The sequence below is a fragment of the Parafrankia discariae genome (assembly GCF_000373365.1).
Taxonomy (GTDB): Bacteria; Actinomycetota; Actinomycetes; order Frankiales; family Frankiaceae; genus Parafrankia; species Parafrankia discariae.
Genome location: NZ_KB891211.1, coordinates 73498 through 94794 on the forward strand (window position 1 = coordinate 73498; position 21297 = coordinate 94794).

19 protein-coding genes and 2 pseudogenes are annotated in these 21297 nt (G+C 70.7%); 9 read left to right on the forward strand and 12 right to left on the reverse strand.

Annotated elements, in window-relative coordinates; genetic code table 11:
- Positions 1-74 precede the first annotated feature (74 nt).
- The 4 genes and pseudogenes from fsxC to B056_RS46040 all read left to right on the forward strand — a co-directional run.
- A complete protein-coding gene (gene fsxC / locus B056_RS0114430; RefSeq protein WP_018502576.1) occupies positions 75-1484 on the forward strand; it encodes an FxsC protein in 1410 nt (469 codons plus the stop codon).
- The gene (fxsT, locus tag B056_RS0114435; RefSeq protein WP_018502577.1) at positions 1481-5422 is read left to right on the forward strand and encodes an FxSxx-COOH system tetratricopeptide repeat protein; all 3942 of its coding nucleotides are present in this window, start codon (positions 1481-1483) and stop codon (positions 5420-5422) included. The genes fsxC and fxsT overlap by 4 nt, the downstream gene beginning before the upstream one ends.
- 22 nt (positions 5423-5444) lie before the next feature.
- Complete coding sequence (locus B056_RS0114440; protein WP_018502578.1) at positions 5445-6428, forward strand: hypothetical protein; 984 nt, start codon at positions 5445-5447, stop codon at positions 6426-6428.
- Between the two features lie 987 nt (positions 6429-7415).
- Positions 7416-8315 (forward strand): annotated as a pseudogene (locus B056_RS46040) (aKG-HExxH-type peptide beta-hydroxylase); the annotation flags it as partial.
- 479 nt (positions 8316-8794) lie between these two features.
- Here the strand turns inward: B056_RS46040 and B056_RS45760 are convergent.
- From B056_RS45760 to B056_RS0114470, 4 genes are all read right to left on the reverse strand, one after another.
- Positions 8795-10117, reverse strand: coding sequence for a cation:proton antiporter domain-containing protein (locus B056_RS45760; RefSeq protein ID WP_407672365.1), 1323 nt, complete (start codon positions 10115-10117; stop codon positions 8795-8797).
- 791 nt (positions 10118-10908) lie between these two features.
- A complete protein-coding gene (locus tag B056_RS0114460; protein WP_018502581.1) occupies positions 10909-11697 on the reverse strand; it encodes a hypothetical protein in 789 nt (262 codons plus the stop codon).
- Complete coding sequence (locus B056_RS0114465) at positions 11697-12212, reverse strand: SigE family RNA polymerase sigma factor (protein ID WP_018502582.1); 516 nt, start codon at positions 12210-12212, stop codon at positions 11697-11699. The genes B056_RS0114460 and B056_RS0114465 overlap by 1 nt, the downstream gene beginning before the upstream one ends.
- A 230-nt stretch (positions 12213-12442) precedes the next feature.
- Entirely contained in the window at positions 12443-13489 is a 1047-nt protein-coding gene (locus B056_RS0114470; RefSeq protein WP_026239706.1) for a hypothetical protein, read from the reverse strand.
- A gap of 931 nt (positions 13490-14420) precedes the next feature.
- Here B056_RS0114470 and B056_RS0114480 point away from each other — a divergent pair.
- The gene (locus B056_RS0114480) at positions 14421-14612 is read left to right on the forward strand and encodes an EthD domain-containing protein (protein WP_018502584.1); all 192 of its coding nucleotides are present in this window, start codon (positions 14421-14423) and stop codon (positions 14610-14612) included.
- Here the strand turns inward: B056_RS0114480 and B056_RS46045 are convergent.
- The 5 genes from B056_RS46045 to B056_RS0114500 form a co-directional block, all read right to left on the reverse strand.
- Positions 14574-15011: a nuclear transport factor 2 family protein gene (locus B056_RS46045; protein WP_407672369.1), complete on the reverse strand. Its 438-nt coding sequence runs from the start codon at positions 15009-15011 to the stop codon at positions 14574-14576. The genes B056_RS0114480 and B056_RS46045 overlap by 39 nt on opposite strands.
- On the reverse strand, positions 14942-15103 hold the full coding sequence (locus B056_RS44390; protein WP_018502586.1) for a hypothetical protein: 162 nt from the start codon (positions 15101-15103) through the stop codon (positions 14942-14944). The genes B056_RS46045 and B056_RS44390 overlap by 70 nt, the downstream gene beginning before the upstream one ends.
- A gap of 82 nt (positions 15104-15185) precedes the next feature.
- A complete protein-coding gene (locus B056_RS42745; protein ID WP_154677029.1) occupies positions 15186-15338 on the reverse strand; it encodes a hypothetical protein in 153 nt (50 codons plus the stop codon).
- Positions 15331-15483, reverse strand: coding sequence for a hypothetical protein (locus tag B056_RS42750; RefSeq protein WP_018502587.1), 153 nt, complete (start codon positions 15481-15483; stop codon positions 15331-15333). Before B056_RS42750 ends, B056_RS42745 begins: the two co-directional genes overlap by 8 nt.
- A gap of 56 nt (positions 15484-15539) precedes the next feature.
- Positions 15540-16376, reverse strand: coding sequence for an oxidoreductase (locus B056_RS0114500; protein ID WP_026239707.1), 837 nt, complete (start codon positions 16374-16376; stop codon positions 15540-15542).
- A 178-nt stretch (positions 16377-16554) separates the two neighbouring features.
- Here B056_RS0114500 and B056_RS0114505 point away from each other — a divergent pair, with 178 nt between their 5' ends.
- Positions 16555-17247, forward strand: coding sequence for a TetR/AcrR family transcriptional regulator (locus B056_RS0114505; RefSeq protein ID WP_018502589.1), 693 nt, complete (start codon positions 16555-16557; stop codon positions 17245-17247).
- 123 nt (positions 17248-17370) lie between these two features.
- Here B056_RS0114505 and B056_RS0114510 read toward each other — a convergent pair whose 3' ends face one another.
- Positions 17371-18096: a histone deacetylase gene (locus tag B056_RS0114510; protein WP_407672368.1), complete on the reverse strand. Its 726-nt coding sequence runs from the start codon at positions 18094-18096 to the stop codon at positions 17371-17373.
- A 370-nt stretch (positions 18097-18466) separates the two neighbouring features.
- Here B056_RS0114510 and B056_RS0114515 point away from each other — a divergent pair, with 370 nt between their 5' ends.
- Entirely contained in the window at positions 18467-19033 is a 567-nt protein-coding gene (locus B056_RS0114515; protein ID WP_018502591.1) for a dihydrofolate reductase family protein, read from the forward strand.
- A gap of 31 nt (positions 19034-19064) precedes the next feature.
- On the opposite strand, the gene B056_RS45385 is transcribed toward B056_RS0114515, so the two are convergent.
- Positions 19065-19196: a hypothetical protein gene (locus B056_RS45385; RefSeq protein WP_268258370.1), complete on the reverse strand. Its 132-nt coding sequence runs from the start codon at positions 19194-19196 to the stop codon at positions 19065-19067.
- 453 nt (positions 19197-19649) lie between these two features.
- On the opposite strand from B056_RS45385, the gene B056_RS0114525 reads away from it, so the two are divergent.
- On the forward strand, positions 19650-20054 hold the full coding sequence (locus B056_RS0114525; protein WP_018502593.1) for a YchJ family protein: 405 nt from the start codon (positions 19650-19652) through the stop codon (positions 20052-20054).
- Between the two features lie 130 nt (positions 20055-20184).
- On the opposite strand, the gene B056_RS36515 is transcribed toward B056_RS0114525, so the two are convergent.
- Positions 20185-20520 carry a PIN domain-containing protein gene (locus tag B056_RS36515; RefSeq protein WP_230202994.1) on the reverse strand — a complete coding sequence of 112 codons (336 nt, stop codon included), beginning with the start codon at positions 20518-20520 and terminating at the stop codon, positions 20185-20187.
- 578 nt (positions 20521-21098) lie between these two features.
- On the opposite strand from B056_RS36515, the pseudogene B056_RS0114540 reads away from it, so the two are divergent.
- Positions 21099-21297, forward strand: a pseudogene (locus B056_RS0114540) (IS630 family transposase); the annotation flags it as partial.

Below are 21297 nucleotides of genomic sequence, written 5' to 3' on the forward strand. Positions count from 1 at the left end.
GCCTGTAGCGGGTGTCGGTCAGGCCGGGTTTCGTCCTCGCGGGCTTCCGGTGGCCGGGCAGTGGGGAGCGGGCTGTGAGCAAACACTTTGTACTGCATCACACCGGCGCGACCGGTGAGGCCCGCTATGCCGAGCGATTCCTGGATGACATCCAGGCGGAGATCGACCGGGCGGCCGACGGGAACGACGCTCACACCGACCCGATCCGTGGCCGGCTCGTCCGGTCCACACCACACCTCTTCGACGTCCTGCCGGCCGATGAGACGTCGGTCGATCCGGCGGTCCTCGACTGCGTCGCCCTGATATCGCTTAATACGGACGACTACCTGTCCGATCAGCGGCGAATGCGGGAACGTCTGCTCTTCCGGGAACGCCTGCGCTGGCACCAGCAGTTCACCGGCAGGATCTCGACAGCGCATGTGGGCGTCCGCTGGCTCACCGACCCGGGCGGCCCGGAGCCGACGCCCGCCGACGCCCTCGTCGACGGGGACTACGGGCCGGCGTACGGCGCGGCCGGGGCGCTCCGGCTGCTGCGGACCGCGCCCGCCTCCGCGGAGTACCAGCGCCTCGTCGCCCGGATCGCCGGCCTGGTGCGGGCGGCCGCGCTCGACCCCGTCCCGGTGATGCGCCCGGAGGACGTCCACTACATCCTGGGTTCCCCGCCCCCCGCGCACCGCCTCGGCGGCGGGCAGCCGTCCGACGGGGCCGCGCCGCTCGGACCTCCCGCCCGTCCGGTTCGGCCGGGCGCGGGCACGGGCCGGGGGCGCGCGGCGATCATTCTGGCGGTCCCACCGGCCGACGAGCTGCCGCCGGAGCGCGGTGACCGCCGGTACTACGGGAGCACGGCGCAGCGCTGGCGGCCGTTCCTGCCACACGCCGCGGTGTCCGCCGCCGATGTGGTTCGGGTGACCCTGGAGGACCTCGCCATCTACGACACGGTGTGCCACGGGCTCACCGACCAGCCGTTCGCGACCCTGGCCGCCGAGATCGGCGAGGATCGCGTGGTCATCGTCCTGGTGGACCCCTGGATCGCGGCGACCGGGCAGGCCGACGAGGCCATGCGCGGTCTCGCCGAATGGCGCCGGCGCCGCGGCACGGCCGTCGGCGTGTCCCTGATCACCGGCCGGGACGACCCGGAAACGCAGGCCGCCGCCCCGCGCCTGACGACCCGACTGCGGCATTTACTGAAAGAAGACCGCGGTTTGTTCCGGTCACGGACCTGGCTGCCGGCAATCAGTGACGCCGGCCTGCTCGCATCCTCGGTGCGACCACTTGTGGTGCGGGCACGCCACGGTCTGCTCGCGGAAAGTCGGCGGGTCGCCCTGATGTCCGGAGAACCGATCGCGAGTTCCGGCCCCGGGCGCTCCGCCGGCGGCATATCGTCCTGGTCCAGGCCGTACCATCGCATGTGGATGTCGAATGCAGCCGATGTCACTCGGCAGGCGTCCCATCGGTCGCTCGGCGCGGGGGTGGAACCAGCATGACCGAAGAGTCCGTCGTGGGCGCGACCGAATCCCGACAGCCGTCGAGAACCCGGATCGTCACGTTCTACTCGTACAAGGGCGGCACCGGGCGTACCATGGCGATGGCCAACGTCGCCTTCGTTCTCGCGAATGCCGGCATGAAGGTGCTCGTCGTCGACTGGGATCTCGAGTCCCCCGGCCTGCACCGGTATTTCCGGCCGTTCCTCACCGATCGGGATCTGACCGACAGCGACGGCGTCATCGACATGCTCGTCAAGTTCGTGACGGAACGTGTCGGCGACGACGCCCGCGCGTCAGATCCGTTCCGACACGCGGACTTCACCAACCATGTCGAGACCCTCCGGTGGCAGCATTTTCCACGCGGCGGCCGGCTGGACTTCCTCGGCCCGGGCCGGCAGGAGCCGCGCGACAATCAGGCCGACTACCAGTCTCTGTACGAGATCAGCGTGTCCACCTTCCCGTGGAGCCAGCTGTTCGACGGCCCGGACGAGACCGCTTTCATCAGCCGGCTGCGGGAGAACATGCTCTCCGCGGGCTACGACTACGTGCTCATCGACAGCCGCACGGGCGTGTCGGACGCGTCCGGGATCTGCACCATGCTGCTGCCCGACGTCGTCGTCGTCGGATTCGCCATGAACAACCAGTCGATAATCGGCGCGGCCTGGGTGGCCCGCCTCATTCAGTCCCAGGCCCTCCGGTCGGTCCGGGTGATTCCCGTCCCGATGCGGGTGGAGGACGGCGAGCAGCGCAGGCTGGACAGGCGGCGCATCTTCGCCGCCTACCGGTTCAACGACGTTCTCGCGGAGCTGGCCCCCGATTCGGATCAGCAGGTCCGGCGGCTCGCCGAACTGGAGATCCCGTACAAGCGGTTCTACGCCTACGAGGAACTGCTCGCCTCGTTCGGCGACACTCCTGGCGTCCCGACAAGCCTGCTGCACGCGTACGAGGCACTGGCCGCGACGATTCACGGCAGGCCGCTGCCCGCGGCGGCGACGATCCCGTACGCCCAGCGCCAGCGGGTCGCGCGTCAGTTCGAGCTCGCGGACACCCCGGCACTGCGTTCGGCCGCCGTCCTCGCGCTGCCCGCGGACCGGGCCTGGGGTGACTGGGTCGTGGCCCAGCTGCGGCGCTTCGGCATCCGGATGCCGACGGCCGGTCCGATCTGCTCGTTCGACGAGCTGCCCGCCGTCGAGGGCCTGCTCCTGATCGCCTCGCCCGCGCTGGCCGTCGAGGCCGCCGAGGGGGGCGCGCTCAGGAGCCGGCTGGTCGAGCTGATCGAGGAGAGCGCCAGCGCCGATCACCGGATCACCGTGGTCCAGGTGGCGCGCGGGGCGACCGACTGGATCGACCGGGAAGCCGAGGTGGAAAGCGTCAACATCAGCGGCCTGAGCGCGGCGGCGGCCCGGGAGCGACTGCTCGGCCATCTGGGCTTCGTCGACGTCCCGGCACCGGAGGTCGACGCGGACGGCCCCCGGTTCCCCGAGCTCAGGCCCACGGCCTGGGGCCGGGTGCCACGGCGGTACAAGTGGTTCGTCGGCCGGGACGAGATCCTGCAGCGGCTGCGCGACGACCTGACGCCGGGGGTGACGGTCACCGGGCCCAGAATCCTGGAGGGCCCGCGCGGCGCAGGGAAAAGCATGATCGCCGCCGAGTACGCCCACCGGTTCAGCGCCGACTACGACGCCGTCTGGTGGATCAACGCCGCGGACGCCGTCTCGATCCGGCGTGGCCTCGCCGCCCTCGCGGCCCGGCTGCGCCTGGACGGCGCGGGTGAGCCGAGCGACGAGGTGGCCACGGAGAATCTGCCCGAGCTCGCGAACCTCACTCTGGAGGCGCTGCGCAGAGGCGAGCCCCACCGCCGCTGGTTGCTGGTCTACGACAACGCGGGCCGCCCGGATGTCGTCGGCGCGCTGACTCCGGAGTGCACGCCGTTCGGGCACGTGCTGATCACGTCGTACCACTCGGAGTGGGCCGACCGTTCAGCACTGCCGGTGCAGGACTTCGAACGGGCCGAGAGCATCGCGCTGCTACGGCTCGGGTTGCCCGCCGCCGACGACGAGGATCTCGCCCGCATCGCGGACGCGGTCGACGACTTCCCGTTCGACGTCAACCAGGCGGCGAACTCGCTGGACCGCAACCGCGGTGTGGCCGCGCCGGCGGACGCGGTCAGCGACTACCTCACCCGGCTCCACGACCGCGGCAGCCGAGCCGACGGCAACGCCTGGGCGATGGAGTACAACGAGCTCAGAGCCAGCGACGATCCCCACTTCCGGGCGAGCGCCCTGCTGCTGGAGATGTGTTCCTTCCTCGCGGAGGACGGCATCGCGCTCTCGTTGCTGCGTTCCGAGGCCATGGCCGAGCGGCTGCGCGGCGCCCGGTCGGAGAACACGGACACCGCGGGACTGGATGTGGACTACGTCATCCAGCTGGTCGAACGCCTCAACCTCGCCACCATGAACCCGGCCCGGGACAGGTTGACCGTCCACGGCCGCTCTCAGCTCTACGTCCGCGAGCGGCTCTCGGAGCAGGAGCGGGCCCGGATCCGCGCGGATGTCTGGCGGGTGCTGACCGCCCACGCGTCGGTCGGTGCGCTGGACCATGCCACCGGCCGGGACATGTTCGCCGAGCTGCGCAGGCACATCCGGCCCTCCGGGGCGACGGCGTCGTTCGAGGCGGCCGTCCGGCGCTGGATGATCTACGAGGTCTACCGACGGTGGCGGGTCGGCGAGCTCACCGACGCGCTCGACCTGGCGGACGAGTGCCTCAAGAACTGGCAGCCGCTCGGCCCGCATGACGCGATCACCCTGCAGATGTGCACGTGGCGCGCCACCGTTCTGCGCTCGGCCAGCCGATTCGTCGAGGCGTTCGACCTCGATGAGCAGACGCTCGCACTGCAACGTCAGCTGTTCGGCTTCGACGACCGCCGCACCCTGCTGACCGCGAGCGGATTCGGCGCGGACAAACGCAAACTCGGCTGGTACAACGACGCGCGCGCCGAGGACCAGACCACCTATGACATCTACTGCCAGGCCTTCGGCCCCAGCGAGCGCTCCGCGCTGGACGCCGGCGACAACCTGGCACTGGCCCAGTACCTCGACGGTGACGTCCCCGCCGCGCTGCGCACCGCCCGAGGGGTCCTCAAGGACCGGCTCGACTCGCTCGGCACGGACAACGCCGACACCTGGTGGTCGCAGCTCCTGCTCGGTATCTGCCTCCGGGATCTCGGGAACCCCGACGAGGCCTGGCGGCAGATAGGCGAGGCCCGCGAGCGGCTCCACGACATCGAGGGTCCGACCTCGACGCGCAGCCTGTTCGCGAGCAAACAGCTGGCCGTGACGTTGCGCCGGCGCGACGATCCGCGAGCGGCCAGGGTGCTGACGAACGAGACGCTCGACCACTACCAGCGCCGGTACCCGGAGGACAACCTCGGGCGGATCGCCTGCCAGCTGAACCTGGCGCTCGATCTGCACGCGGTGGCCAGCCACGGCGATGCCGCGGCGCTCGCGGAGCGCAGCCTCGCCGCGCACGCGCGGGTGTACGGCGACGACGGGCACCCGATCATGGGCATCTGCCGGACCGACGTCGCGGTCTGCCTGCTCGGCAACGGCCAGGTGGACGAGGCGCTCCGGCTGAGCCAGGAGGCCCACGACCTCCTGCGCCAGGAACTGTACGAATACCACCCGGCCGTGCTCGCGGCGGCGATCAACCACGCGAACTGCCTGCTCGCCGCGGGCCAGCCGCAGGACGCGGCGAAGCTCGACGAGGAGACCTACCGGGAATGCCTCTCCTCGCTCACCGCCGACCATCCGTACACCCGGCTCAGCCGCTTCCACCATGACGGCGAGGCGCCGGACGACCTCGCGACGCTGGGCCTGGCCGCGGGTCCGGGTGTGCTGTCACGGCGGCTGAGCGTCGACATCGACATCACGGTCAGCTGACGGTCACGAGAGCGAGTCAACCATGGCCAACGAGGTCCTGTCGGCGCTCAACCCCTACGTCTATCGCGCCCCCTACGTCGACGCCGAGATATTCGCGAACATCGAGGAGCTCTGCCTGGGTGTGCTGGACGTCGAGGGGCTGCAGCATGTCAGCTATTACATGGACGGGATTCTCGGGCTTTCCTTCGACGTCCTCGAGCGGACAGATCTACTCACCCGCCCGGGCCGCTCGGGGCGGCCCGAACGGCGCCGCCGCGATCTTGAGAGCTTCGGCCGACAGATCAACCGCGCGATAGTGGAGCTGAACAGGGTGCTGGACCCGCTGGACACCGGAACCCTCATCCGGGTGGTTTTCGACTCGGGACGCGGCGGCCTGCTTTACGGCCGCATCAACTCACGCCAGTACCTGGTCGGTGCCACCGTCCACGCCGGGGCCTTCGACAAGGCCGACGTCGCCATGTCCACGCTGGCCACCAGATGCAGGGCGTTACTCGGCCTCTCCAGCCAGAATCCCGGCGGGACGGAGAAACGGCCGAGCCGGCCTCGGCCGGCCAGCCGCGTCGCATCGCACGTCAGCGACCGCCCCGCGCCGGTGAGCCCCGCGGACCACCGGTTCGCAGAACTGGCCCGGGAGGCCGTCCGACCCGACGATCTGCACTATGTCGCCCGCTGCCACGAGGGCGCCGTGAACATAGCCGTGGATGTCTTCGACGCCCCCGAGCTGCATTCGTTCTTCTTCACGGTGAGCACCAGTCGCCATCGTGACCTTTACGCCGCTCTCTGCCGCGACCTGCCGGTGATGACCGCGGGCTTCGCCCGCGCCGCCCGAGCCGCGATGGGGGCCGCGCCGGTCCGGCTCGTCCTCGACGTCGAGGCCGGCGCGCTCTGCGTCCATGACGCGGGCCACGGCGAGTACCTGCTGGGGGTCACTCTCGACCAGCAACAGGTCGGAGTGACGGAAAAGAGATTCCGGGATCTTGCCGACCGGTTTCTGGATACCTCGTGACCGGACGTGTCCCCACCGCCGCCCGGCCGGCGCCTCACCACTGCCGGTCGGCACACGATTGAGCGTGTGGCGGGGCCCGGCAGGCGACGTTTCACCACCGGTCGGTCCCGAGCGAGAAAATCCACTGTTCTACGGGATCTGCCGATGAAAGCGACCTCCGTCGCCGCTCGCCGTGGTATGTCCGAGACCAAGGCGATACATTGTCCTGGCACGGTTGTCTCGAGGAGGTTGCTTGATGCGGGTTGATACCGGCTGCATCGAGTCTCCGCTGATCGAGTCTCCGCTGTTGGACCTGACCGAGATCGATCTCAACGATCTGGGCGGGCTCCCGGCCGACTCGCTGGCGCGGTCGCTCCAACACGCCCTGCGGGGCGTGCGGGAAGGCGATGGATCCATGGCGAGCTTCGCTGGGCATCCGACCTTTCGTCCAGCGCAGAGGAGTGGCGGCGGACCGAATCTTCACGGGGCTCGTGTCCGGAGCATGTGATGTCCACATTCCCGGTCCCGGCTCCGGCCGGCGGCCGACCGGAGACACCGGGCCGGGCCGGCCACGGGTCGAGCCCTTCATCGCCGGCCATCCCGCGGAACAGCGCCGGAACCGACGCACCGCGGGGCCTGCCGGGGCCGCGTCGACATCAGATCGCCTGGTCCGATTTCGACGAGATCGCGAACGGCACCGGCAGCCAGCGGGCATTCTCGGCACTGCGGACAGCCCAGGCCAGTAAACGACTTCTGTTACTGTGGGCGCTTGTCACGGAGGTCCGGGAGAACGAATCGGCGGCACCGGCCCGGAAATCCGTCGAGAACTGTTTCGACGCGGTCGTCGCGCTGCGGCGGGAGCATCCCGAGGAGACCGAGGCGGTCCTGCTCCATCCGCCAGTGGGGATCTGGCTGCACCACTGCCTTCGCCGGCTGCGCCCGCGGCCTGCCGGCGGCACGCGGCCGATCGAGGACGACCTCGGTTACCTGGGCGGGGTCGTGGCCGCGATGGGGCTGCGTGCCGGGGCCGTCGTCGACGTCTCGACCCGCGTCCGCGCCGGCCTCGTCACGGTTCCGACCTACGGCCAGGTCCGCCTGGACGCGCCGCGGGGCTGGGCCCGGCTCCGCTCGGGGCCGGCCGCCACCCTGACGGTCGACACCGCGTTCGATCATGTGAAGTTACGTCTGGGGCCGCCGCCGGCGCCCGCCTCCCCGAGTCGGGAAGGCTCGCGGGACCAGGCCTGGCCCGAAGATCGACCCGACGACCGGTGGCGGCCGGTGCGGGTGCTGCGGGCGGGCGTGACCGCCGGCCAGCCGCCCGTACTGCTCGAGGACGTCGACCCGTTCCGGACCGCCGGAGCCCTGGAGCCGGCGCCGCGGCTGACCGCGGCGGAGTTCGGCCGGTGGCGCGTGCTGTTCGAGGAGGCGTGGGGCCGGCTCGCCCGCGACCACCCGCACCGGGTGCACGCGGTCGCGGCCGTGCTGCGCGGGCTGGTTCCACTCGCGAGCTCGACCGAGCGGGGCGCCGTCAGCGCCAGCTCGCTCCAGGCGTTCGGCTCGGTGCTCCTGTCCACCCCGGCGGACGGCGCCGGCCTGCTGGTCTCGCTCATCCACGAGGTCCAGCACTCGAAGCTGGCGGCCCTCGACGACATCACACCGTTGACCACCCGGCGGTCACCGGCCGTGCACTACTCGCCGTGGCGGCTGGATCCACGCCCGCTGGAGGGCCTCCTGCACGGCGCCTACGCCTTCGTGGCGGTCGCGGCGCACTGGTACGAACGGTTCCAGCTCGGCAGTGGCCGTGGCGCGCTCCTGGCGGCGCACGAGTTCGTGTGGTGCCGGGAGTCCGTCCGGCAGGCGGTGACCACCCTGGAGGCCAGCGACGTGCTCACCGTCGCCGGCCGGCGGCTGGCCGCCGGTATCGTCCGTCAGCTCCGGCAGTGGCAGGACGTCGCCGTCCCGGAGCCGGCCGCGTGGCTCGGGCGGCTTCAGGCGACCGACTGCCGGCTTCGCTGGCGGTTACGGAACCTGGTGCCGCGCCCGGAGCTGATCGCGGCCTGTGCGCGTGCCTGGCTGACCGGGGCGGACCGGCCGGTCCACGGTCTGCCCACCAGCGAGGTTCGGGCCGGAGCCGCCGCGGACTCCGAAGCCGACCGGGTGGACCTGACCCGGCGCCTGCTCGCCGGCGATGCCACAAACGCGCCTGACAGGGCCGGGGCGGCCGGCCGGGTCGGACCCGAACGCGCCGACTTCCTGCTGCTGACCGGCCGGGCCGAGGAGGCCGCCGCCGAGTACCGGACCCGGGTGAGCCGCGGCGGCGACACCCTCATGGCCTGGGCGGGGCTGGCCCTGAGCCGGCGCGGGACCGGCGGACCGGCCGAGCGCGGCTACCTGGACCGGCCCGAGATCGTCCGGGCGCTGTGGCTGGCCGTCCGGGCGCGCGCCGGCGAGGCGCCGGATCCGGATGTGCTCGCGGCCTGGCTCGCCGACCCAGGGGGCCGGGCCGCTCGTTGAACAGCCACTCCCGGAATGGCGCTGGGCGGGTCCGCCGGCTCCCGCCTGGTCCGCGGCGGGCTGCTGGCGGGATCCTTCGACAGCTCTTCCGGCTCTTCCGGCTCTTCCGGCTCTTCCGATCCGCCGACCCGAGCCACGACACCGCCCAGGAGGCGGGGAGATCGCCGAACGGCATGGTTGCAGGCCAGGTGCAGGAGGTTGATGGTCGCGACGGCGACGCCGATCACGCCGACCACGGCGGGCACAAAGGGCTCGAGTGCCAGCGCGAGCACAATGCTGGTGATTCCGTTCTGCTGCGAGATGGCCAGGTAGGCCCGGTCGACCGGGTTGAAGTGCCGTGTCAGGAGCAGGCTCACGGCGATCTGCGCCAGGAACGCCGCGACGCCCAGCGCAACACCGGCGGGGACGTCGACGTGGGCCGAGGCCAGGAGAACACCGAGCATGGCCGCCGCGGTCAGCAGCGCCACCTGGACGGCCTGTTCGGCCCCGGCCGCCCAGCGGGGTGACCGGGGCCGGAGGAAAAGCCCCGCGGTGGCCAGCCCGATCATCAGGAGGCGCGCGACCGCCAGGACGTAGGCGACCACGACCGCACCGATGACGAGTCGGTCATGGACCGGGTTCGGCCGACTCCGGGCGAAGCGGGCGATCCGCCAGGCGGCGACCGCGAGCAGGGTGCTGAGGAAAAGGCCGGTGGCCGCCGCGGTGAACCCACCGCCGCCCATCAGCGGCCCGGTGTGACTCGACTCGCCGACGACCGTGGCCGGCAACGTGGCCAGCAGGAGCAGGGTGACCACGACGGTGATCGGGTCGTCGAAGCTGGACCAGGCCATCAGCAACGACTTCGCCCGCCGCGACATGGGCGAGTCGCGCATCAGCGAGGCGACGGAGAGCGGATCGATCTGGGCCACGGCGGCGGCGAGAACGAAGAAGACCGGGTCGTAGAAAACCAGCGACAACGAGCCGCCGATCAACAGAATCTTGAGAAGGACACCAACGGTGACGACGGAAACGATCGTGCGCCCGTCACGGCGTGCCTGCCGGGGAATCGCGGACGTGGCACCGTAGAGGCCCACACCCAACAATGCGGCGGTGGCGTACCCGTAGCCGGCGGAGTCGGCTACCCCCCCGGAGCCGATGAGCCTGGCGGGCACATAGCCGGCGGCGACGCAGAGCGGCAGCCGAAGGGCCGTCAGCACCCTGACGAATCCGTGTTCCCGCGTGGCCGTCACCACGGCGGCGGCCGGAGCCGATACTCGGGACGACCACTCGCGGACAGCCCGCCCGCCGCCGGCACCGGCTTCGACCCGCGCATCTCCCGGTCGAAGCACGGAGCGGACGTGGGCGGACGAGGAGCGGGCGGGCGAGGAGCGGGCGGGCGAGGAGCGGCATCCAGGTCGCCAATGGAAATGAGTGCACTACGTGCCGACATACGCGCCCCCTCAGCGGCGGCCGCGGTATCGCGACAGCAGCATTAGATCGCCCCCACTGGTTGCCGAATCTTACAACGCGACCCGACTCCCGATCACATATCTTGCCGGTTTTCTCGTGCTCCCAGTGTGAATTCCGAGGTCAGACCGTTAGTTCTCGCCGACGCCACCGCCGGGTCGACATGGCCCGTATCGGCGCATGTCGGCGATCCACAGCCCCGGCACCCCGATCCGCCCCTCCCCCGACATACCACAACCGACAACCAAATACCGGCGATTGAATGCCGACACCGGTCCGCTCCGTGTCGGGTTCTGACACCCCGGAAGCACGACAACCGCCGAAGGTCGACCCGGCGTTGTCACGGAGAACGAGTAGTTCGAGGCTGTTTATCAGACGGCTGTGACCGAGATCTGCGGGAATCAGGCGGTCTCCCACCGCGCGACGACACGGCGAGCCGGCAGGAAACGGGGTCGCCCGGAGCAGGACACCGCTGAGACCACCGACACCGCTCGCGGCACCTGGCCGGCCACCCACCAGCCGCCTCGTCCTCCGACGCGGATCAGGATGATCCGACGAGGAACGCGTACGTGCTGGAACTCACCAGCCAGCGACTGTCGACGCGGACGGCCTGCACCTCTCGGGTGATCCTGTACCCCCATTGCGCGCCGAGTTTGGGATCGCTGTGGGTGATGACGATCGTCGCGCTGGCCGTATCGCCGGCGGTCAGCGTGATGTTCTCGAGCCGCACCCTGAGATTCCCGGTGACACCCGGGTAACGCTCGGCGAAACGCCGCGTGATGTCGTGATACCGCTCGCCGTCCTGGACGTAGGCCAACCCGTCGTCGACGCTGTCGTCCGCGTCGAACGCCTCGGTGAACGCCCTCGTGATCTCCTCGACGGTGGCCCGGTCCGGCGGCACCTGGGCGGCGGTTGGCGGGACGGCCACCCCGCCGGTCGGCGCGCTACTCGCAGGGGCGCTGTCCATGGACGCAGCACCCGTCGGCGCGGCCGCGCCCGTGCCCGGTCTGGACAGTGGCCGCCCGTCCGCCGGCATGATCACGTTCAGCTCGCGGTCGGAGGGGAGGTGCCGTTCGACGGCCAGGCCGCCGAGGATCACCGAACTCGTGGCCAGCGCCGCCGCCGCGAGCACGAGCGCCCTGCGCCGCCCACCCTGGCGCGACGGCCCCGGCGCGCACACCCTGGCGGTCAGGTCGGCCGGTGCCGTCACGGACCTGGTGGCCTGGTGGAACAGTTCGCGCAGTGTCTGCTCGAAGGCCGGATCAGGCCCGGACCCGGACCGCGAGCCGGGGCCGGGGCCGGGGCCGGGGTAAGCGTTGTCGGCGGGCATCAACGCCTCCTCTCACTTCGGACACGGACATCCCCCAGATGCTGGCTCACACGCAGCCGGGCCAGGCCCCGTGACGCGTGGGTTTTCACCGAGCCGACGCTGCAGCCGAGGATCTCGGCCACCGCGGCTTCCGGCAGGTCGTCGAAGTAACGCAGCACCACCACGCAGCGTTGCCGTTTCGTCAGCTCCCGCAGTGCCCTGACCACCTGGTCCCGCGTCGCCAGGTCCGGCATGCCGTCCACACCGGCCCTTTCGGCCACGGTGTCCAGCGGCTCCTCCCGGAACTGCCGCGACCGCCACCGGCTCGAGGCCGCGTTCACCAGCGCCCGGCGGACATAGGCCTCCGGGCTGAGTATCTGTCCGCTGCTCCAGCGCTGGTAGGTGCGTTCCAGGGCACCCTGCAACAGGTCCTCGGCCGCGTGGCGGTTACCGGTCAGCAGAAAGGCCGTCCTCATCAGACGGTCGGCCGAGGCGGTGACGAAATCCTCGAACGACTGGTGGGACGCCTCGTCCATCGAATGCCCCCATCGATTGACCCGCGCCGCCCAGCGCCGCTGCGTACACGCGGATGAGGCGGCGGCTCGCCGTGACGCGAACCGCCGCCCCGCTGGGCGCGCCGAGCCGACTGTCGGCCTCGGCGGCGCGTTGGTTCCCCTCGCGCCGCCTTCGGCCGGCTGGCACGCACTGGCTCCGGCGGCGCGGCGCCCCTGGCCGCGCGGCTTCCAGGGAGCCACCGGTCGACGGACTACGCGGGAGCGCCGCCGAGCATCGACGCCAGCCCCAGCGCACTGCGGTAGGTCTGCTCCGAGACCTTCCACGCGCCGTGGGTGAAGACCGCCTGGCCGGTGCTGCCGATGGAACCGGAGCGGCCCTGGTAGGCGTAGGCGATGGTGAACGAGACCGAGGCATGGTCCTGGGCCCAGAAGTAGATCTGGCCCATGGTGACCCGGGCGGTCAAACCCGGGTAGGTGGCGCGGAACTCCTCCAGCAGGCTGACCAGGCGCTGGCCGTTCTCCACGGCTGCCAGCGGCACCCGCGCCGGTGCCTCGGAGCTGTTGAGACCGACCGCGAACGCGAAGCCGATCAGCGGCTCCGCCAGCTTCTGCCAGACCGTCGGCGTCGGTGCCGGGCCGACGGTGAGCGACTCGGCGATCCGGAGCAGATCCGCCTCGGGCAGCCGGCCCGGTGGGGTGGTGCCGTTCCCTCCGACCTGACCGGCCACGGTCAGCACGACGGACGGGTCGCCCTCCACCCAGGTCACCTCGCTGATGCCGGCGTTGCCGGTCCGCAGGGCCACGGCCTCGGTGTCCCGCAGCGCGATCCGTCCAGCCTGGCTGCCGGGGTAGTACTGCGCGTAGGCGTCGGCGACGTCATCGAGCGTCACGTCGGGGGTATCCCGCTGGACTGTCAGCTGAACGTGGGTGTCACCGCCCTCGAACGTGCCGATGATGACCTTGCTGGAGAGTCGGGTGCTCGGCACCGCGCCGGTGAAGCTGATGCCGCCGGGCAGCCAGCCGACCTTCACCCCGTCCACGCTCGGAGCCGGCTTCCCGTCGCCACCGCCTCCCGGCCCCCCGCCCGGGCCGGTGGCCGCCGCCGGGCCGGCGACCGCCACGGTCACGAGCCCGGTCAGGGCCAGCGCCGTCAGCCTGCTGAGGCCGCGGGGCAGCCGACGGGCAGGCCGCCGCCGAGTGCCGTCACATCCGCCCTGGCGGGTCCGTCGCCTCGCGTCGTCCGCGGGGGCCGTCCGCCCGGAAAGAATGGTGGGCGGGCCGTCGGAACAATCCGTCATCAACGCCTCCTGCTCTGGTCGGCACTGGCCGCGGTGGCGCCATACACCGAGACAGCTCAGCTGCCACACAAGTGTTTTCCACCTTCTAAGAGCCACCTTGAGGCAGTCAGGTTGACACTTCCGACCAAACCTTTCCCCAACACCCGATACTACCGCACAACGAATCGACAACCATCCAGAGACTCCGGATTACCCGACCGGCCAGCCCGGAGGACATCGACGACCAGGGACAACCGGCCCTTCATCGCACGCTCCACCCGCCGAAAGCAGCCGCGGCCGCACGGATTTCCACTACGGACAACAGGAGTCCGTTGCGTTCGAGATGTCCCCGACCGTCATCGACGGCGGGCCCGACAGGATCGCGAGCACCCGCCAGACCGGAGATCCGCGTTTCGACGACCCCGGCCGGCCGATAACCGAAGGCCACGGAATCGCCAGTGGTACTGATCAGGCATCCCGGGCGTCGGCGGTGCGCGATCAGCCCGGGGCGATCTCCTGCCCGGTCACGAGCCGGCCGCCGGACGGCCCGATGGACCGCCGGTCGGGCCCTCCGCCGGAGACCGGCCGTGACCGGGCAGCCACGAATTCCGACTCCTTACAGGGCCCTCGGGGGTCATTTCTCGGGAAAGTGCCACACGGGGGTCCGGTGTCGTACACGGTGGCTTAGTGGCCCACCCGCGCACCACCCGCCATATGATTCCCGGGCGATCCACAGGGGCGCCCGCGGTCGCGTTCGAACCGTCGATCTCCAGGGAGAGCGTGTGATCAAGATCGTGTGTCTCATGAACCGCAAGCCGGGCCTCACGATGGACGAATTCATCACCTACTACGAGGAGAGACATGTTCCCCTGGTGAGCAGGGGGTCCTGCCCTTTCATTCCGACTACCGGCGCAACTTCGCGGTCGAGGGAGCCGAGCACCGAACCGGCCACATGGCTGCGGGTCGCGTCACGGAGCGGCTGTTCGACGTCATGACCGAGCTGACCTACGAGAGCGAGGAAATGTACCGCAAAATGGTCGACGCCCTCACCGGAAAAGAGGTCGGGCGGCTCATCGCCGAGGACGAGGCCCAATTCCTTGACCGCTCATCCATGCGCACCTACATCGTCGACGAGCGCCGATAGCGACAACCGTCGGCCCCGCTGTCTCCCGGTCGCGAGCATCGCGGCGTACCCGCTCCCGGTTCGCCAGGTGTTGCGCGGCGACAGGTCGCTGAGGCGCCGCACCCGACCGGTGCGCACCACGAGAGCGCGGAGCACCCCACCGGCGACGAAGTGCGTCTGCGGCGTGTTGGGATCTCGTTCCTGGTCGACCCACAGGTGCATGGCGATCAGGTTGGCCCGGAGCGGGGCACTGTCCCCCTCGAGGTCGATGACGTGGTCGGAGCTGACATGGTGGGTCGCCCGGAAACGGGCGAGGCTCTCGCTCTGCCCGGCGGCGATGGCCTCAGGTCCTACAAGTGACGCGCCGTCGGTCGCGTCAGGCGGCCACTGGCGGTTAACACCGCCTCGGCGGTCGCCCAGTCGAGACGCCTGTCGTCGATCGCGCCGAAGTAACGACTGACGAGACCGGTGATCTCGGCACGGTCGGCCAGCTCCGAGACACCGGGGGTCATGCCTGGCCCTTCGCGTCGCCGCTGGAGACGTGCTGAACCAGCTTGCGGCGCCGCCCAGTCAGGTGCCGCTGTTCCTGGCGGCTCAGAGTGTTCCACGCGTCTTTCCTTTTCCGGCCGAGCGCGGCGAAGTCCTCGCCGTCCAGTACGCGTACCTGTCGTTGGACAGCGCGGTCAGGGCCAGTCGCAGCTTGTGCGCGAGCAGGCCCTTCAGGCGACGGTCAGCATGATCAGGCATTCAGCTTCTTCATCTGGCCGAGGACGCCCTCGGTGGTCGGCGCGACCAGTTCCTCGACGAACGAACCGTCCACCAGGAAGCTCACCCGGTCGGCGTAGCTGGCCGCGACCGGGAACGCCAGCGCGGCGAACCCGATGAGGATCACCGTCCATCCCCGGGCGATAACCGGGCTCGACAGTCGGGAGTGGCCGCGGTGGCGGTTCAGGCCGGAACGCCGGAGGAGCGCTTGACCAGGGCGTCGAAGGTCCGGTCGGGCAGGATCCTGCTGAGGAGGATGAGCGGGCGGGCGCCGAAGCCGACGCGGTAGCGGGTGCGGGGCCGGCGGGCGGTGGCTGCCCTGGTGACGGCTTCGGCGATGACGCTGGCCGGTGAGGTCATCCGCGCGTCAGGGCGTGAGCTGGCCTCCAGCGACGCGGCCATGGCGTTCGCCTGCGCGGCGTACGCCCCCTGGCCGGAGGTGGTGCGCAGCTTCTCGGCGGCGATCGCGCCCCACTCGGTCCGGATCGAGCCCGGCTCGATGAGCAGGACGGCGATGCCGAACTGCTTGAGCTCCAGGCGCAACGCGTCGCTGAGCCCTTCGACGGCGTACTTGCTGGCGTGGTACCACGCGCCCATGGGCGTGGCGAACCGTCCACCCATCGAGCTGATGTTGATGATGGTGCCACTACGCTGAGCACGCATGGCCGGCAGCACCAGCTGAGTCAGCTGGGCCAGACCGAACAGGTTGACCTCGATCTGCGCGCGGGCCTCGCGCATCGGAACGTCCTCCAGCGCGCCGTACGAGCCGTACCCGGCGTTGTTGACAAGGACGTCGATCCGGCCTTCGGCGGCGAGGATCTCGGCGACCGCGTTCCTGGTCGAGGTCTCATCGGTGACGTCGAGCGAGAGCGTACGTACGCCCGAGGCCGCCAGCTCCGTCATCCGGTCGGCTCGGCGAGCGGCGCCGTAAACGATGAAGCCGGCCTCATGGAGTTGCCGGGCGGTGGCCTCGCCTATGCCGGAGGAGGCACCGGTGACCAGAGCCACCCTCTTGGTCATGTCAGTTCCTTTCCTGGCCATGTCAGTTCCTTTCGCAGTGTCGCTCTCCGGCCAGGCCGGGGCGCTGTCCGAACAGGTGCTGACCGACGCCCCGGCAACCGGGCAGCATCTATCAGACCGCCGGTCTCTACCATAAGAGACCGGCGGTCTCCAGTCAAGAGACCGGCGGTCTTCTAGGATGGACGGCGTGACAGCTTTCCAACGCGCCAGGAGCGAGGAGCAGCGCACCGCGCGGCGGCAGAGCATCCTCCAGACCGCCGCCGCGATGCTCGACGAGATGCCCGTCGCGGCGCTGAGCCTGAACGAGCTGAGCCGCCGCGTCGGCCTGGCGAAGTCCAACGTGCTGCGCTACTTCGAGTCGCGCGAGGCCGTGCTCCTCGACCTCCTCGACCACGCCGCCGCCGAGTTCCTGGCGGAGATCGACGAGGCGCTACAGGCGGACGTCGACCCGTCCGCGCCGCCGCGCGGCCGCGCCCAGTCCGTGGCCAGCACACTCGCCACCTCGTTCGCGACTCACCCGATGCTCTGCGAACTGCTCAGCGCACAGGCCGGAGTGCTGGAACGCAACGTCTCCGTCGAGGTCGCGACCCGGTACAAGCAGGGCGCACGCGACAGCCTGGTCGGACTCGCCGCGCTCCTCCAACGCCTGCTCCCCGAACTCAGGGAGGAACACTCCGCCCGCGCGGCCAGCATGATCATAATTCTCGTGGGAGCCCTGTGGACCCGCAGTCATCCCGCCCCCGCCGTTCTCGCCGCCTACGACGCCGATCCGAGCCTGGCGTTCATGCATGTCCCCTTCGCCGAGACACTTGAACAAGCGGTCGCGACCTTCCTGGTCGGCATGCTGATCGAGGGCGCCCACACTCCATGACAGCCGATTCCGAAGGCAGTGTTGCGTTCGGAGGGTCGGTGGCCCAGCAGGCGTCTCACCCGAGACCGGCGCGGACGGGCCCGCGGGGTGATCAGAACTCGGCGTGAACGGGACCGCGCCAGGCTACTGGGACGTAGTCGATCTCTCGTCCGCGGCGGTGAGACGTTCGGCGATCTCGTCGGGCCGCCAGACGCCGTGGGCGCCGGGCAGCCCGGCCAGGTAGGCGGCGATCCGCGCCGGCGGCCAGCCGTTCGCCTCGCGCAACCCGGCCGCCAGCGTGTCCAGGTAGGCCCCGGAAGGAGCGGTGAGAGCGACGTCGGCCAGCGCCCACGGGGCGGTGAACGTCAGCAACGGCACCGGGCCCCAGTGACCGACGAGCAGCACCGTCTCGTACCGGCCGGGCCCGAGAACGGCCCGGCCGGCGCCGAGCAGGGCGGTCAGGTCGAGGTCACCGCCGGGTTCCCGGTGCATCTCCTGCGCCGCGACGTCGACGAACTGCTGGCGGCTGAGCAGGTACGCGCGGGCCGCGGCCAGACCGGGCACCGCCGGGTCGTAGAACGCCATCCCACCGCCCCAGACCTTCGACTCCAGGGCGAAGTACACCGATCCCGGCAGCAGGAGCGGCGCGGTGGCACGCGGCGGACGACGGTCGCGGCAACCCGGGTAGACGTGGGTCGTGCCCGGCATCGTCCCGCCGGCCAGGTAGTAGGCCAGCCGCGACGACCGCAGGTTCGACCCGTAACTGACGTACCAGACCAGTGGCGTGCCCGCCCGATCCACCGCCTCCTCGGCCACCTCGGCCTCCTCGGCCACCGCTCGCCGTCCGGCTGATGTCCACGCCCGTCCCATCCTGGACCGTCGACAGTTCTCACCCTCGGCTCACCCCGGCTCGTCGCCCGACGGGTGCTGGACGGATGCGGCCGCCCACCGGGGCGCCCGCTGTGGGCGGCCGTCGGGATCCGCCCACCGGCGGCCGGCGGACGCTGCCCGCCCCCGGCCATCTCGTCACGTAGCGTGCCGGCACCGGGGACGCGACAGCCTCGCCGGTGCTTCCCTCGACCGGCACTCGCGGGACAGGGCGCCGGTCGTTCGACGCCGCGGGTGCGCGATCCTCGCGCCCTCCCGGCAGGGCCGAACGGGGGACCGACGAGAAGTGGCGGCGGCGCCGGTCTGATCACCGTCAGCCGGGTGCCTGCGACCACCGTGAGGGAGAGCAACCATGAGACCGCTCCGATACTCGATCAACGTCACCCTCGACGGCTGCTGCGACCACCGGGTGATGATCGCGGACGACGAGTCGCATCGCTACTGGGCCGCCAGTCTGGAACGAGCCGATGCCCTGCTCTTCGGCCGGGTGACCTACGAGATGATGGAGGCGGCATGGCGGCAGCCGGCGACGGGAACGTGGCCTGGCTGGATGACCGACTGGATGGTCCCCTTCGCCCGGACGATCGACGGGGCGAAGAAGTACGTCGTGTCGGGCACCCTGGACCGGGTCGACTGGAACGCGGAGCTCGTGCGGGGTGACCTGGGGAAAGCCGTTCAGCAGCTCAAGCAGGAGCCTGGAAGGGGCCTGTTCGTGGGAGGCATGACCCTCCCGCTGGCCTTGGCGGATCTGGGATTGATCGATGAGTACGAGTTTGTCGTGCAGCCCATCCTGGCGGGCCACGGGCCGACCTTGTTCGCCGGCCTGAGCGAGCGGCTCGAGCTGAAGCTCGTGGAGCGCCAGGAGTTCCGGTCGGGAGCGGTCGCTCTGCGGTACCAGCCCGGTCGAGTCTCGACTTGAAGGTCGGCTGTCCCCAGCCGTCCCGTCGGGCTCAGCTCTGCGCGGGCGGGATGTTGGGGTTGAGCCGGAAGCGGTTCTCCGGGTCGTAGCCGCGCTTGAGTGGATTCCACCGGACGAGCGCCCGCTCCCGCCCGGGCTGGTGGCTTCCTCGACGCCGGCACACCACCGGTGTACGCCGGCTTCGGCAGCGTGCGCACCGTTTCGGCGGACATCGCCCGGGTGGCCGTCGAAGCGATCCGCGCGCAGGGCCACCGCGCAGTCGTCGGGCGCGGGTGGACGGAAGATGGTGGTACCCCGGGCGGGTGACCAGCTGTACCGGGCTGGCCGGTAGCCGAGAAAGACCTTCCGTGCCCGGGTGAACCCCCCGAAGCAGCCGGCAGGTCTCGCCGCGCGCCCGCCGGGCGTCGTGGACTGCCGAGACCGCCGCCGCGATACCCTGACGGGCATCAGCTCAGCCCACGCCGTGCGCTCGTGGAGGTCCCCCATGACCGAGATGACGGCGCCCGGGTGGATGCGCGCGGTCACCCGCTCTCGGCCGCCCACCGGTCAGCGGCATGGGTCCTGAGGGTCGGCAGGCGGAGTTGACCTGCTCTGTCGTGATGGCGCGCCGCACCGCATGAGCGTCGTCGACCAGTGCCCATGCGGCTCCCACCGGGAGTACGCGGAGTGCTGCGAGCCTTTCCATCTCGGGAACCCGGCGCCGACCGCCGAGGCGCTCATGCGATCCCGCTACAGCGCCTTCGTCCGCGGCCTCACGCCGTACCTGCTGCGCACCTGGCATCCCTCGACGCGCCCCAAGCGCCTGGACCTGGACGCCGGTATGACCTGGCGTGCCCTGCAGATCGTCGACACCGTGAACGGCGGCCCGGGCGACGACACCGGTGTCGTGGAATTCCGCGCGATCGCACGCTCGGCGGGCGGCGAGCGTCGCGTGCAGCACGAGCGCAGCACGTTCACCCGGATCGACGGCCGCTGGCTCTACGTGGACGCCGGGACGGGACCGCTGGTCCGCGACCGGTGATCCGGTGGCCGTCCCCGGCCCAGCTCACCGTGGTGTGGTCGATCTTCCCCGGCGCCGCCGCGGACAGTCGGACCCCTGCCCGTCGGCGCCGATCCACAGGTGGAGCACGCGGGTACCAGCCCTGGCGCGGCTACAGAGCGCGAAGCGCCGCTATCGACTCCACGAGTCCGCTACGTTCGAGCTGCCGCAGGACGTCGTCGGCGGACTCCGGCGGCTTCGTGCGGGAATCCGCGATCTGTTGGACGGCCGCCACCACCGCCTGCCCTCGAATGCTCGGCTGGTCCAGCACGAAGGCATCGGGCGACTGCGCCTCGACGGCCCACGGTTCCAGATCGGCAGCCGGGAAATCCTTCAGGTTCCGGGTGACGACGACCTGCGCGCCAGCCTTGATCGCGGCGGCCAGCACGTGCCGGTCATCAGGGTCGGGAAGCTTCAGTCCGTCGATCAGCGGCTCATAGCCGGACACCAGGACGTCCCCGAACGGAAGCGTTCATGAGGCTGCGGAGGCGGTCACACTTCTCAGCCGAGATCTCCGGCCTGTTTCGCCTGATCGCGGCGAGCATCTCGTCGAGGATCTCACTGGTCCACTTCGCCTGGACCAGGCCTGACTGCGCGATCCGGATCAGCAAATCGCGAAGATGGAACCTGGTCACAGCCGGCTACCGCGCCGCGGGACAGAGATCGGACAGCACTCCGGCCTCGGATTCGAGCATCCGCAGCCTGTCCTCGGGAGGCAGCGCGAGGATCGCCTCCACCTGCACCCGCAACCCGGGATCGGACGTCCACGGCCGCCCGACACAGCGACGCGCACGGGCCATCACCTCAGCAGCACGCGCACGGTAGTAGGCCGCACGCTCGCCGGCCGTCCCGTGTTCGCCCCCACGGGGCCGGTACGGCGGGCGCATGAGAGGCGAGGTCCTCTGGCGGGAACTCCACATCGGTAAGGACGCCAGCTAGTGCCGCATCCGTGAAGGTTTGCCCGTTGTGAGGGCGCGCCGGGTCGGGTCCCGCAGAGGCCTGGCTGTCCGGCTGATGATCTGTGGTGTGGCGGAACGGGTGCGGGTCCGGGAGATCGATCCGGACGAGGGGCAGCGGCTGTTGCGGATCGTGCGCCGTTCGTCGGGGTCGGTGGTGACGTGGCGGCGGGCGCAGATGATCCTGCTCTCCGCGCAGGCCATGACCCCAGGCAAGATCGCGGAGGTGACGTTCACGTCCGAGGACCGGGTCCGCGACGTGATCCACA